The 12,588-nt window shown below is 64.3% G+C and carries 14 protein-coding genes; 3 read left to right on the top strand and 11 right to left on the bottom strand.

What is annotated here, in order from left to right; all coding sequences use genetic code 11:
* Positions 1–5: 5 nt before the first annotated feature.
* From nuoF to AXYL_RS07240, 7 genes are all read right to left on the bottom strand, one after another.
* Positions 6–1,373, bottom strand: coding sequence for an NADH-quinone oxidoreductase subunit NuoF (gene nuoF / locus AXYL_RS07270; protein ID WP_013392146.1), 1,368 nt, complete (start codon positions 1,371–1,373; stop codon positions 6–8).
* Entirely contained in the window at positions 1,370–1,864 is a 495-nt protein-coding gene (nuoE, locus tag AXYL_RS07265; protein ID WP_013392145.1) for an NADH-quinone oxidoreductase subunit NuoE, read from the bottom strand. The genes nuoF and nuoE overlap by 4 nt, the downstream gene beginning before the upstream one ends.
* Before the next feature lie 47 nt (positions 1,865–1,911).
* Positions 1,912–3,168, bottom strand: coding sequence for an NADH-quinone oxidoreductase subunit D (locus tag AXYL_RS07260; RefSeq protein ID WP_013392144.1), 1,257 nt, complete (start codon positions 3,166–3,168; stop codon positions 1,912–1,914).
* Between the two features lie 3 nt (positions 3,169–3,171).
* Entirely contained in the window at positions 3,172–3,798 is a 627-nt protein-coding gene (locus tag AXYL_RS07255) for an NADH-quinone oxidoreductase subunit C (protein WP_013392143.1), read from the bottom strand.
* Between the two features lie 76 nt (positions 3,799–3,874).
* On the bottom strand, positions 3,875–4,351 hold the full coding sequence (locus tag AXYL_RS07250; protein WP_006217960.1) for a NuoB/complex I 20 kDa subunit family protein: 477 nt from the start codon (positions 4,349–4,351) through the stop codon (positions 3,875–3,877).
* Positions 4,352–4,390: 39 nt separating this feature from the next.
* A complete protein-coding gene (locus AXYL_RS07245; protein WP_013392142.1) occupies positions 4,391–4,750 on the bottom strand; it encodes an NADH-quinone oxidoreductase subunit A in 360 nt (119 codons plus the stop codon).
* A 291-nt stretch (positions 4,751–5,041) separates the two neighbouring features.
* Positions 5,042–6,151: a porin gene (locus AXYL_RS07240; RefSeq protein ID WP_013392141.1), complete on the bottom strand. Its 1,110-nt coding sequence runs from the start codon at positions 6,149–6,151 to the stop codon at positions 5,042–5,044.
* 468 nt (positions 6,152–6,619) lie between these two features.
* Between AXYL_RS07240 and AXYL_RS07235 the strand changes: the two genes are divergently transcribed.
* From AXYL_RS07235 to AXYL_RS07225, 3 genes are read left to right on the top strand one after another with little or no spacing between them, the layout of a single operon-like run.
* Positions 6,620–7,234 carry a TetR/AcrR family transcriptional regulator gene (locus AXYL_RS07235; RefSeq protein WP_041655203.1) on the top strand — a complete coding sequence of 205 codons (615 nt, stop codon included), beginning with the start codon at positions 6,620–6,622 and terminating at the stop codon, positions 7,232–7,234.
* Positions 7,231–7,674, top strand: a complete 444-nt coding sequence (locus tag AXYL_RS07230) for a PaaI family thioesterase (RefSeq protein ID WP_013392139.1) — start codon at positions 7,231–7,233, stop codon at positions 7,672–7,674. The genes AXYL_RS07235 and AXYL_RS07230 overlap by 4 nt, the downstream gene beginning before the upstream one ends.
* Positions 7,671–8,108 (top strand): NAD(P)-binding domain-containing protein, encoded by a 438-nt coding sequence (locus tag AXYL_RS07225; RefSeq protein WP_013392138.1) that lies wholly within the window; start codon positions 7,671–7,673, stop codon positions 8,106–8,108. The genes AXYL_RS07230 and AXYL_RS07225 overlap by 4 nt, the downstream gene beginning before the upstream one ends.
* Here the strand turns inward: AXYL_RS07225 and AXYL_RS07220 are convergent.
* From AXYL_RS07220 to AXYL_RS07205, 4 genes are all read right to left on the bottom strand, one after another.
* Positions 8,079–8,846, bottom strand: coding sequence for a phosphatase PAP2 family protein (locus tag AXYL_RS07220; protein ID WP_013392137.1), 768 nt, complete (start codon positions 8,844–8,846; stop codon positions 8,079–8,081). The genes AXYL_RS07225 and AXYL_RS07220 overlap by 30 nt on opposite strands.
* Positions 8,847–8,883: 37 nt before the next feature.
* Positions 8,884–9,669: a metallophosphoesterase family protein gene (locus AXYL_RS07215; RefSeq protein WP_013392136.1), complete on the bottom strand. Its 786-nt coding sequence runs from the start codon at positions 9,667–9,669 to the stop codon at positions 8,884–8,886.
* Positions 9,666–10,640, bottom strand: a complete 975-nt coding sequence (locus AXYL_RS07210) for a diacylglycerol/lipid kinase family protein (RefSeq protein WP_013392135.1) — start codon at positions 10,638–10,640, stop codon at positions 9,666–9,668. The genes AXYL_RS07215 and AXYL_RS07210 overlap by 4 nt, the downstream gene beginning before the upstream one ends.
* A gap of 80 nt (positions 10,641–10,720) precedes the next feature.
* Positions 10,721–12,520: a gamma-glutamyltransferase family protein gene (locus AXYL_RS07205; RefSeq protein WP_013392134.1), complete on the bottom strand. Its 1,800-nt coding sequence runs from the start codon at positions 12,518–12,520 to the stop codon at positions 10,721–10,723.
* Between the last annotated feature and the right edge of the window lie 68 nt (positions 12,521–12,588).

Here is a 12,588-nt window from a genome sequence, read left to right as displayed (position 1 = left end):
GAGACCTACAGATATTGCGGGACCACACAAGACTTATGCTCGATGTGGTGCGCGAATTCGTCGCGAAAATGCTTGAGAAAGCCACGGACGGGCATGGCGGCGGCGTCACCCAGGGCGCAGATGGTGCGGCCCATGATGTTGCCCGCCACGTTGTCCAGCAAGTCCAGATCTTCCGGACGGCCGTGACCGTTTTCGATGCGATGCACCATGCGGTAGAGCCAGCCGGTGCCTTCGCGGCACGGCGTGCACTGGCCGCAGCTTTCCTCGAAATAGAAGTACGACAGGCGCAACAGCGACTTCACCATGCAGCGCGTTTCGTCCATGACGATCACGGCGCCGGAGCCCAGCATCGAGCCGGCCTTGGCGATGGAGTCATAGTCCATCGTGCATTCCATGATGACGTCGGCCGGCAGCACCGGGGCGCTAGATCCGCCAGGGATCACGGCCTTCAGCTTCTTGCCGCCGCGCATGCCGCCCGCCAGTTCCAGCAGGGTCGAGAACGGGGTGCCCAGCGGGATCTCGTAGTTGCCGGGACGCTCGACGTCGCCGGTGATCGAGAATAGCTTGGTGCCGCCGTTGTTCGGCTTGCCGACTTCGAGGTAGGCCTGGCCGCTGTTGCGGATGATCCAGGGCACCGCCGCGAAGGTTTCGGTGTTGTTGATGGTGGTGGGCTTGCCGTACAGGCCGAAGCTGGCCGGGAACGGCGGCTTGAAGCGCGGCTGACCCTTCTTGCCTTCCAGCGATTCCAGCAACGCGGTTTCTTCGCCGCAGATGTAGGCGCCGTAGCCATGGAACGCGTGCAGCTGGAAGCTGTAATCCGAACCCAGGATCTTGTCGCCCAGGAAGCCGGCGGCGCGCGCCTCTTCCAGCGCTTCCTCGAAGCGCTCGTAGACTTCGAAGATTTCGCCGTGGATATAGTTGTAGCCAACGCTGATGCCCATGGCGTAGGCCGCGATCGCCATGCCTTCAATCACGATGTGCGGATTGAAGCGCAGGATGTCGCGGTCCTTGAACGTGCCGGGCTCGCCTTCGTCGGAGTTGCAGACCAGGTACTTCTGGCCGGGGAAGGCGCGCGGCATGAAGCTCCACTTCAGGCCGGTCGGGAAGCCCGCGCCGCCGCGGCCGCGCAGACCCGAGGCCTTGACCTCGGCGATCACGTCTTCCGGCTTCATGCCGGTGGTCAGGATCTTCTTCAGGGCTTCATAGCCACCGCGCTTGACGTAGTCGGCCAGGCGCCAGTTGGCGCCGTCGACATCCGCCATGATCTGCGGCTGGATGTGCCGGCCGTGCAGGCACATCGAATTGGAAACGTCGTTCAGCGGATTGGGGTCCAGCCCCTGCGCGAACTGCTTGTACAGGTCGGGCGCGTTCATGCCGACTCTCCTTGCACCTTGAGGGCCGCGACCAGCGCGTCCAGCTTCTCTTCGGTCATGCGCACGCACATATGCTTGTTGTTCACGATCAGCACGGGCGAGTCGCCGCAGGCGCCCATGCACTCGCCTTCCACCAGGGTGAACTGGCCGTCGGGAGTGGTGCCGCGGTAGTCGACGCCCAGCTTGCGCTTGAGGTAGTCGCCGGCGCGTTCGCCGTCGCGCAAGGCACAGGGCAAGTTGGTGCAGACAGCGATCTTGTTCTTGCCGACGGGCTTGACGTCGAACATGTTGTAGAAGGTGGCGACTTCCTGGACCGCGATGGGCGGAACGCCAATGTAGTTGGCCACATCTTCAATGATTTCGGTAGCCAACCAGCCCTTCTCTTCTTGCGCGATGGCAAGCGAGGCCATGATGGCGGACTGCCGCTGGTCGGCCGGGAACTTCGCGAGTTCTCGGTCGATTTTCTGGTAGGCCTGTTCGGAAAGCAGCATAGTTTGAATCCGGGTTATGCGGGCGTGCTCGTGACTGTCTGGGCGGATCAGCGATCGATTTCGCCGAAAACGATGTCCTGCGTGCCAATGATGGTGACGGCGTCGGCGATCATGTGACCGCGCGACATTTCATCCAGCGCTTGCAGGTGGACAAAGCCGGGGGCCCGAATCTTCAGGCGGTAAGGCTTGTTGGCGCCGTCCGACACCGCGTAGATGCCGAATTCGCCCTTGGGGTGTTCCACCGAGGCGTACGCTTCACCGGGAGGCACGTGGAAACCTTCAGTGAAGAGCTTGAAGTGATGGATCAGCTCTTCCATGTTGGTCTTCATGGCGGTGCGCTTGGGCGGGGCGATCTTGTGGTTCTCGATCATGACCGGGCCCGGGTTGTTGCGCAGCCACTCCACGCACTGGCGGATGATGCGGTTGCTTTCACGCATTTCGGCGATACGGACCAGGTAGCGGTCATAGCAGTCGCCGTTGACACCCACGGGGATGTCGAAATCGAGCAGATCGTAGACTTCGTAGGGCTGCATCTTGCGCAGGTCCCAGGCCACGCCCGAACCGCGCAGCATCGGGCCGGTGAAGCCCAGCGCCTTGGCGCGTTCCGGGTCGACCACGCCGATGCCGACCAGACGCTGCTTCCAGATGCGGTTGTCGGTCAGGAGCGTTTCGTACTCGTCGACGCAACCCGGGAAGCGGTTGGTGAAGTCTTCGATGAAATCCAGCAGCGAGCCCGAACGCGCATCGTTCATGACGCGCATTTCCTTGTCGCCGCGGTACTTGCTGGTGTCGCCGTATTGCGGCATCGAGTCCGGCAGGTCGCGATAGACGCCGCCCGGACGGTAGTAGGCCGCGTGCATGCGCGCGCCCGAGACTGCTTCGTAGCAGTCCATCAGGTCTTCGCGTTCACGGAAGGCGTACAGGAACACCGCCATGGCGCCCACGTCCAGCGCGTGCGAACCCAGCGACATCAAGTGGTTCAGCAGACGGGTGATCTCGTCGAACATCACGCGGATGTACTGCGCGCGCAGCGGGGCTTCCACGCCCAGCAGCTTTTCGATGGCCATGACATAGGCGTGCTCGTTGCACATCATGGACACGTAGTCCAGGCGGTCCATGTAGGGCAGCGCCTGGATGTAGGTCTTGTGTTCGGCCAGTTTTTCGGTGGCGCGGTGCAGCAGGCCGATGTGCGGGTCGGCGCGCTGGATCACTTCGCCGTCGAGCTCGAGCACCAGGCGCAGCACACCGTGCGCGGCCGGGTGCTGGGGGCCGAAGTTGAGCGTGTAGTTCTTGATTTCTGCCATGATTTAACGCCCCAAGCCGTAGGAGTCTTCGCGGACCACGCGCGGCGTGATCTCGCGCGGATCGATCGTGACCGGCTGGTAAATGACGCGCCGTTGTTCCGGGTCGTAACGCATTTCGACGGTGCCGGACAGCGGGAAGTCCTTGCGGAAGGGATGGCCGATGAAGCCGTAATCAGTGAGGATGCGGCGCAGGTCCGGATGGCCTTCGAAGACGATGCCGTACAGGTCGAAGGCTTCGCGCTCGAACCAGCCCACGGTCGGCCAGCATTCCATCAACGACGCGACCATCGGGAACTCGTCATCCTCGGCCCAGGTGCGCACGCGCAGGCGCCAGTTGTGCTCGATCGAGACCAGGTGCACCACCACGGCGAAGCGCGCGCGGTGGATCTTGGCGGCGGTTTCCTCGGGCATCTGGCGCGTGCCGTTGCCCCAGGTCAGGTAGTCGACGCCGCACAGGTCGATACAGGTTTCGAAGCGCAGGCCGGCTTCGGTGCGCAGCTTGTTGCAGACGGAGAACCACTGCTGCGCGGGCACTTCGAGCGTCAGCTCGCCCAACGCCTCGGTCAGGGCGATATCCGCGCCGAGGGTGGTCTGCAAATTGTTTTTCAGGGTTTCGAGCCTGGTCATCATCTTGTACGCTTAGGTGAACCGATACGCTGGTTTCGAGGGGCCGGCTGCAGCGGACTGCTGCCTGGCGCGGCGAAGCTCAGCGCGCAATCGTGTTGGTCAGACGGATCTTGTTCTGCATTTGCAGCAAGCCGTAGACCAGCGCCTCGGCCGTGGGCGGGCAGCCCGGCACGTAGACGTCTACCGGTACGATGCGATCGCAGCCGCGGACCACCGAATACGAGTAGTGGTAGTAACCGCCGCCGTTGGCACAGGAGCCCATGGAAACCACCCAACGCGGCTCGGGCATCTGGTCATAGACCTTGCGCAGCGCCGGCGCCATCTTGTTGCACAGCGTGCCGGCCACGATCATCAGATCGGACTGGCGCGGGCTGGGCCGGAAGATGATGCCGAATTGGTCCAGGTCGTAGCGGGCCGCGCCCGCGTGCATCATTTCAACCGCGCAACAGGCCAGACCGAAGGTCATGGGCCACATGGAGCCGGTCTTCGCCCAATTAAGGAACTTGTCCGCGCTGGTTGTGATGAACCCTTGCTTGAGAATGCCGTCTATAGCCATATTCGTCTCTGATAGCGTGCTGTGGAAAAACCCGGCGGGTTATTCCCAGTCCAGCGCGCCCTTTTTCCATTCGTAGATGAAGCCGACCGTCAGCACGGCCAGGAATACCATGACCGTCCAGAAACCGAGGAGGCCGACCGTGCCCTGGGCAATGGCCCACGGGAACAGGAACGCGATTTCCAGGTCGAAAAGAATGAACAGGATCGCCACGAGGTAGTAGCGCACGTCAAACTTCATGCGGGCGTCTTCGAAGGCCTCAAAACCGCATTCGTACGGCGAGAGCTTCTCGGCGTAGGGACGCCGCGGACCAAGGAGGGAGCCGGCCGTTAGAAGCGCGAACCCGATAAGGGTGGCCACTACGATAAACAGCAGGACGGGAAAATACTGTTGCAGGTTCATTCAGGCGTCCGTCAAATGCGCAAACCTTAGGATTGTAGCATTCGCGCGGTTACTTCTGGCTGAACTCTGTAGCTCGAACAGCAGGTGAAAGACAGCATTCCTCAAATGGAACAATGGCTGTTTTCAGCACCGGTGCGCAAGCATACAGCAGCCTGCCGATGCACGCACAAACACACGCAAAAACACAGGCGCATAAACGAAAAAAACCACCCCGAAGGGTGGTTTTATACGAACGGGCCGAAGCCCGTTCGCGCACTTTAAATCCAGGCAGGACTTGCGCCCTGCTTAGGATTAGAAGCGGTGACGGATACCGACGCCGACGGCGGTCGACTTGACGTCTTCCATGAAGGCGTAGTTCTTGGCGTACGAACCGTAAGCGTACAGGTTGGTGCGCTTGGACAGGTCGTAGGTGTAGCCCAGCGAGAAGACGTTCATCGTCTCAGCACCGTTGATACGGTCGTTGCTGGGGTCAACCATTTGCCACGAACCGAACAGCTTGCTTGCGCCGCCGATCGGGGCGGACAGGCCGACCATGTACGAGTTGGCCTTGAAGCCGTCAGCAAAGATGTTGGTGCCGATGCTCAGGGAGCCCGAACCGGTGTTCACGCCTTGGCCAGCGAACCAGCCGTCGGTCGTGCGAGCGTAGGCCAAGGCCAGCTTCACGACTTCGAAGTCGTACGAACCGCCGATGGCGTACATACGCGGGGTAGCGTCTTGATCAGCGAACAGCGCCTTGTTCGAAGCGTTCAGCTGGTCGTACGTCAGGGCCACGTTCAGGGGGCCGTTCACGTAACGCAGACCGGTCGTGATGGCGCGGGTGTTGTCAGCCGTGCGCCAGCCGGTTTGATCCGCGTTGTTGTCGTCGGCGTTGAACGAGTAGCCGATGCCGAACTGGAAGCCGCTGAACGACGGGGTCTGATACATGACCATGTTGTCGTAGCGTTGCGTGTTGGCAGCGCTCATCGAAACGCCGATGTTGGCTTGACCGAAGCCAGCGCCGAACGGATCGATCGAGCCGAAGTACTTCGACGCGATGTTGGTTTGACGACCGAAGTCCAGTTGGCCCCAGCTGTCGCTGGCCAGACCGATGGTGGCTTGACGACCGAACAGGCGGCCACCTTGGGCCGACTTGCCGTTACCCGAATCAAAGCCGGATTCCAGCTGGAAAACAGCGCGCAGGCCGTCACCCAGGTCTTCCGAACCACGCAGACCCCAGCGCGAACCGTTCTGGACGCCGTTGATCATGCCGAAACGGCTGCCGTTCATGGCATCGGGACCACCGCTGATCTTGTTGTAGCCGATACCCGTGTCGATGATACCGTACAGGGTGACAGACGTTTCTGCCTGGGCGACACCGGCAAAACCGGCGAGCAGGGCGGCAGCGAGCAGAGTCTTTTTCATTTAAGAAATCTCCGTTGATTTGAGTGACAAGAGCAGCAATCCAGCAAACCAGCCTGCCGCCCCCCTAACTCCGCGAAGGGAAGTTGACGCTATTGCATCAAAAATCAGGGGGGCTGGCTATGGTCGGCGCCAGAAAAGTGCAGGTTTACGACAGCCTTGTTGGGATATTGCAACAACTCAGCGCAGCCTGGCCGGTCGCACTAGGGCTTACCCTCGGTTTTAAGTCCGAGCACCTATTCATGCGACTTTCAGCCCTGCCCCTAATTATTCGACTACCCCGGATACCATCCCCGTCACCTAATACATGGCTCTTTCCGACGCCGTTGGGGCCGGATGCCGACGCCGGAACTCCGCATTAGCCATCGAGACCCGCGCAGCAGAAACAGGCCTTATCGTCCACTATCAATAACATTGTTATTTCTAAAAATCGTCGATATGATCGAATCGTCGATTTCTGAGCCGAACCACATGCTCCCACCCTCCTCCCGTGCCGACCGTTCCGAACGACTGAATGCGTTGCGGCGCCAACTGGTGCTCGACGCCGCGCAGCGTGTGTTCGAACGCGACGGCCTGGAGAAGACTACGATCCGCGCGATCGCCAAGGAGGCTGGCTGCACCACCGGCGCCATCTATCCCTGGTTCGCCGGCAAGGAAACCATCTATGGCGCGCTGCTGGAGGAATCGCTGGAGCGCCTGCACGCGCACCTGGCCGAGGCAGCCACCTCCGGGCCCGGCCCCGCCGCCGCGCGCGATGCCATCCACGCCTTCTTCGGCTACTACGCCGAACGGCGGACCGATTTTTCCCTGGGCATGTACCTGTTCCAGGGATTGGGGCCGCGCGGGCTGGGCCGGGAAATGGACGAACGGCTAAACACCCGCCTGCGCCAATGCATAGATCTGCTGGGCGTCGCGCTGGCCCGGACCAAATCCTGGGAGCCTGCCGTGGTCGCGGTCGAACAGATGAATCTCTTCACTTATCTGATGGGACTGTTGCTGCTGCTGCACACCCGCCGCTTGAAATCCCTGGGCCAGCGCGCGCAAGCGCTGCTGGACAACTATTGCCTCGCCCTGGAGCAACGATGACCGCAACCGACCTGGACACCCCGGCCGACGCCCCGCTGATCAGCCTGGCCGATTTCCACATCCTGCTGGCCGACCAGCATCCCTTTTCCCTGCTGCTGGGCATAGACGTGCTGCGCATCGGCCGCGGCACGGCGCGCGCGGTGCTGCCGGCGCGCGACGCCCACCAGCGGCTGGGCGGCATCGTTGCCGGGCCGATGCTGATGGGCCTGGCCGACCTGACCATGTACGCCGCGGTGGTGGGCGCCACCGGTCAGGCGCACGCGGTGACGGCCAGCCTGACGATCAATTTCCTGCGCAAGAGCCCGGCGGGCGCCATCTATGCGGACGCCCGGCTGCTGAAAGTCGGCCGGCTGTCGGCCGGCGAAGTCATCCTGACCGGCGAAGGCTCGGACGAGCCTCTCGCCCATATCGTGAGCACGTGGTCCGTGCCCAAGCCATGAGCATGCGCGTCAGCATCGTCGGCATGGGCAAGACCGGCACGCTGGCCGCGCAGCGCCTCCTGGCGGCCGACCCGGACATCGCGCTAACCCTCTACGACATCGAGCCCGGGCGTTGCGAGGACTTCCGCGGCAGCGCCACGCTGGCGACCTCGGCGCGCGAGGCCCTGGAGGAATCCGACACCATCGTGCTGGCCCTGCCGCGCGAGCGCGAGATCGACCGCACGCTGGAGCGTTTCAGCGACGGCAACGTGACGGCACCGGTAGCGGGCAAGCTGATCGTGGACCTGGAACCGCCGTGCGCCGAGCGTGCGCACAGCCTGGATCAGGCCATCGTCGCGGCGGGCGGCCGCTACACCTGCGCGCCCCTGCGCGCGACGGCGGACGCCCCAGGCGCGGAGGCGCGCCTACTGAATGCCCTGGCCCTGGGCGGATGACGGCCGCAGGCGCTGCGCCGCCGCCACGCACAGCGCCAGCCAGGCCAGGCTGACCGCGAAGCCCGCCAGCACGTCGCTGGCGAAATGGACCTGCAGCAGGATGCGGCTGAGTCCGATCGCCATGATCAACGCCGCCAGCAGCGCGATGCCGGGCAGGCGCCAGGCAGGCGGCGCCAGACGCCACAACAGATAGCAGGCCATGCCGTAGACGGCCATCGCGGCCGAGGAATGGCCGCTGGGAAAGCTCCACCCCGCCACGCTGGCGTAGCCATGATCGTGCTCCGGCCGCACCCGTTGGAAGGCATGCTTGAGCAGCCAGTTGAGCGCGCCACCCACACCGGTGGCAACGGCGCAGACCAGCGCCAGCCGCCAATCCCCGCGCCACAGCAGGAACAGCGTCATCAGCACGCTGATCCCGGTCAGGAATTTCCGGTCGCCCAGATAGGTGAACCAGGACAGCAGCCACAGCAGCGGCGTGGACATGGACATGCTCAGGGAACTGGCCAGGGCCCTGTCAAAGGCCACCACCGCCCCCTCGCTTTCTATCGCGAAAGCCAGGACCAGGAAGACCGCCAGCGCGGCGCAGGCGCCCGTCGTAAAGAAAACGGCGCGACGGCGGCCACGCAAGCTCAGACCGCAGCGCGCAAACAGGAGCGCCGCGCCGCCGGCCAGCAATGGCAATACGATGAATAGCTGCAAGGCATGGGCCGCGGCCCACGCCGCATACGCATCCGTCATGAATAGGCGCCCGTCACGATGAAATTTCCGCTTCCCTTCAATACAACGCGACCAGGGTCTTGTCTACCGGTGCGAACGCATGCGCCCCGGCGGCGTAGTCCCAACGTTCGATCTGGCAATCGCCCCGCCCGTCGCTAGTGATGACATTGACCGAATTGGGCACATTGCCGCGCACGCGGCGCGAACAGGTAGTTCCGGCCTGCACGACCCAGCCGCCGGAAGCTGACGCGGGATTCAGCGGCAGCACATAAGGCAGGTGGATATGCCCGCCCAGGACCAGGTCGACGCCCGCCTGCGCCCAGGCTTCAAGCGCGCGCTCGCGCCCGATCAGGAGGTTGGAGAGATCCGACTCCACCTTGGCGCGCACGGGGTGGTGCGCGACCACGATGCGCAGCTGCCCCGGCTTGGCCTGGCGCAGCCGCTCGGCGACCCGGGCGATCTGCGAGCCGGATATCTCGCCGTCCTTGCGGCGGCGCGGGCGCGTCGTGTTGACGCCGATGGCAAGCAGGCCGGCGTTCTCGAACACGGGTTCCAGCACGGGGCCCAAGGCCCGCTTGTAGTTGCCGTAGGGATTCAGCGCGCGCGCAAACACGTTGAACAGCGGAATGTCGTGATTGCCCGGCACGGTCAGCACCGGCAGCGACAGGCGTTCGATGAATTTGCGGGCGGCAGCGAACTGGCCGCGCCGCGCGCGTTGCGTGATGTCGCCGCTGAGCACCACCAGGTCGGGCGCGAGGGTGCACGCCAGGTCCAGCGCGGCTTCGACCACGGGTTTGCGTTCCGTGCCGAAGTGGGTGTCGGAAAAATGCAGGATACGGGTCATGAACGGTCCAGGTATTGCGAGTCCGCCGGCACCACCAGCGGCAGCCGTTCGTCGGCCACTTTGAATTCCAGCGGCGTATCCATCCAGGAAATTTCGCCGTCCATCGCCACCTTGACGCGCCGGCGTCCGCGCACGGCCACCGTCAGGCGGTCGAAGGCGAAGCTGACCACATGCTCGGCTTCCCCCAGCCGACTGAACAGGCCGCGCAGCAGCAGGCCGTAGAGCGCCAGGGTGCCGACGGGCCGCGCCGCCATGGCGATCAGGCGGTTCTGGTCCAGTTCCGCTGACTCGATGCCGATGTGCTCCAGCTGGAGCTTGTTGTTGCCCACCACCAGCGTGGGCGAACGCAGGTTACGGGCCTGTCCGCCATGATCCAGCAGCAGGCTCAGCTGACGCGGCGCGCGCAGCAGCGTGACCAGGCCCGACCATAGCGCCACCCATCGGCTGCGACCGTACTTCTGCTTGTAGGCTTCGCGGTCTTCGAGCAGTTGCGGATACAGGCCCAGGCTGGCATTGACCAGGAACAGCCGGCCGTTGAGCATGCCGACCTGCACCGGCCTGGGCTGGCCTTGCAGGAAACCGCGCAAGGCCACTTCCGTGTCCTGCGAGATGCCGTAGCTGCGTCCAAAGTAGTTGAATGTGCCCTGGGGCAGGATGCCGAACGGCACCCCTTTGCCCAGCACGACGCCGGCAACCGCGTTGAGCGTGCCGTCGCCGCCCGCCGCGATGACCACGCCTTGCTGCTCTTGTGCACGCCTGACGGCAGCCTCGGCCGTATCGGTCAGGCGCGACGGATCCTGCACGGGCATCAGTTCGTAGCGGCGCCCGGCCTCGTCGAGTATGCGGCGGATCATGTCCTGCAGGATCTGCGCGTCGCCGCGTCCCGATCCGGTGTTGAGGACGATGAAAAGGGGTTCTTGTCCCGTCAGGGAATGAGCGGCGGCTGCCGGGTTCTGCTGGGGAGGCGTCATGCGACAAACATACCCCATGCCGGCAAAACGCCGCAACAAGGCTGGCGGCGGGCGGCGCCAGGCGCGCCCGCCGCTGCCGTTCAACGGCCGATGGCGTAGGCCTGCATCAGCCGCGGCGTGGCCGCTGCATGCAGCAGGCCGTCGGCATCGCGCGAAGCCGCGGTCAACCTGCCCACCGACCACTCGGGCACTTCCTCAATCTGGTGCCCGCGCTGGCGCAGCGCCGCGATGACCTCGGCGCCGAAGCTCGCCTCCACCGCCAGATGTCCCGGCTTGCGGTCCCGCGGATAGAAGGACGTAGGGAAGTGCATGGTGTGGGACATGGGCAGGTCGATCGCTTCCTGCAGGTTCAGGCCGTGATGCACGTGGCGCAGGAAGAACAGCAATTGCCATTGCTCCTGCTGGTCTCCGCCGGGGGTGCCGAAGGCCAGATAGGGCTTGCCGTCGCGCAGCGCCAGCGAAGGCGTCAGCGTGGTGCGCGGACGCTTGCCGGGCGCCAGCGTGCCGGGCAGTCCTTCCTCCAGCCAGAACATCTGCGCGCGCGTGTTGAGCCCGAAGCCCAGTTCCGGGATCACTGGCGAGGACTGGAACCAGCCGCCCGAAGGCGTGGCCGAGATCATGTTGCCCCAACGGTCGATAACGTCCACGTGGGTGGTATCGCCGCGCTTGGCGGAGGCGCGCATGTCGGCCAGCGTGGGCTCGTTGGTGGCGCTGCCGGGCGCGGAGACCTTGGACAGGCGTTCCAGCGTGTCCATGACGCGCTTCACCTGCGCCTCGAAACCGGGCACCTGGCCGGGCAGCAGCTCCTGCGAGGCCGACTCGCCGATCAGCGCGCGGCGCTCGGCGTTGTAGGCGTCGGACAGCAGATGGTCCAGCGGCACATCGACGAAAGCCGGATCGCCGTAATAGGCCTCGCGGTCGGCAAAGGCCAGCTTCATGGCCTCGGTCACGCGGTGCACGAATTCGGCGCTGGTCGGGCTGACGCCGGCCAGGTCCATGTCCTTGAGCAGGGCAAGGGTCTGCAGGAAGACAGGACCCTGGCTCCAGGAACCGGCCTTGGCCACTGTGTAGCCGTGGTAGTCGTAGGTGACCGGCTTATCATAACTAGCCGACCAGCCCGCCAGGTCGTCGGCGGTGATAACACCCCGGTGGGTGGAACCGCTCTCGTCCATGACATCGGTGTTGCGCGCAAACTTGTCGATTTCCTCCGCAATGAAGCCACGGTAGAAGGCGTCGCGCGCCGCCTCGATCTGGCGCTCGCGATCCGCGCCGGCGCTTTCGGCCTGCTGCACCACGCGGGTCCAGGTGCGAGCCAGCGCCGGATTGCGGAACAGCTTGCGGGCCTCGGGTACCTTGCCGCCTGGCACATAGAGTTCGGCGGTGGTCGGCCAATGCGTCTGGAAGAAATCCTTGAGGCCGGCGATGGTGTTGGAGATGCGCGGCATCAACGCGTGGCCGTGCTCCGCGTAATAGATGGCGTGCTCCAGCACGTCGCGCACGCGCATGCTGCCGTGGTCGCGCAGCAGCAGCATCCAGGCGTCGAAGGCGCCCGGGATGACGGTAGCCAGCAAGCCGTTGCCGGGGATGAGCTTGAGGCCTTCGGCGCGGTAGCGTTCGAGCGTGGCGGCCGCGGGCGTGGTGCCCTGGCCGCACAGCACCTCGACGCGGCCGGTGCGCGCGGAGTAGAACACCGCGGGCACTTCGCCGGCGGGGCCGACCAGATGGGGTTCGACCACTTGCAGCACGAAGGCCGAGGCGACGCAGGCGTCGAAAGCGTTGCCGCCGCGCTCCAACAGCGACATGCCGGCCGCGCTGGCCAGCCAATGGGTGGAGGTCACGACACCGAAGGTGCCAAGGATTTCCGGGCGAGTCGTAAACATGATGATTCCTATAGGGCTGCCGCTGAAACGCGGAACAATTCCTGTACGGCGGGCGCCTGGCGATCAAA

The sequence above is a fragment of the Achromobacter xylosoxidans A8 genome, from assembly GCF_000165835.1.
Classification (GTDB): Bacteria; Pseudomonadota; Gammaproteobacteria; order Burkholderiales; family Burkholderiaceae_B; genus Achromobacter; species Achromobacter xylosoxidans_B.
Note: the sequence above shows the minus strand (reverse complement) of the source record. Positions and strands in the feature narration are given on the sequence as shown.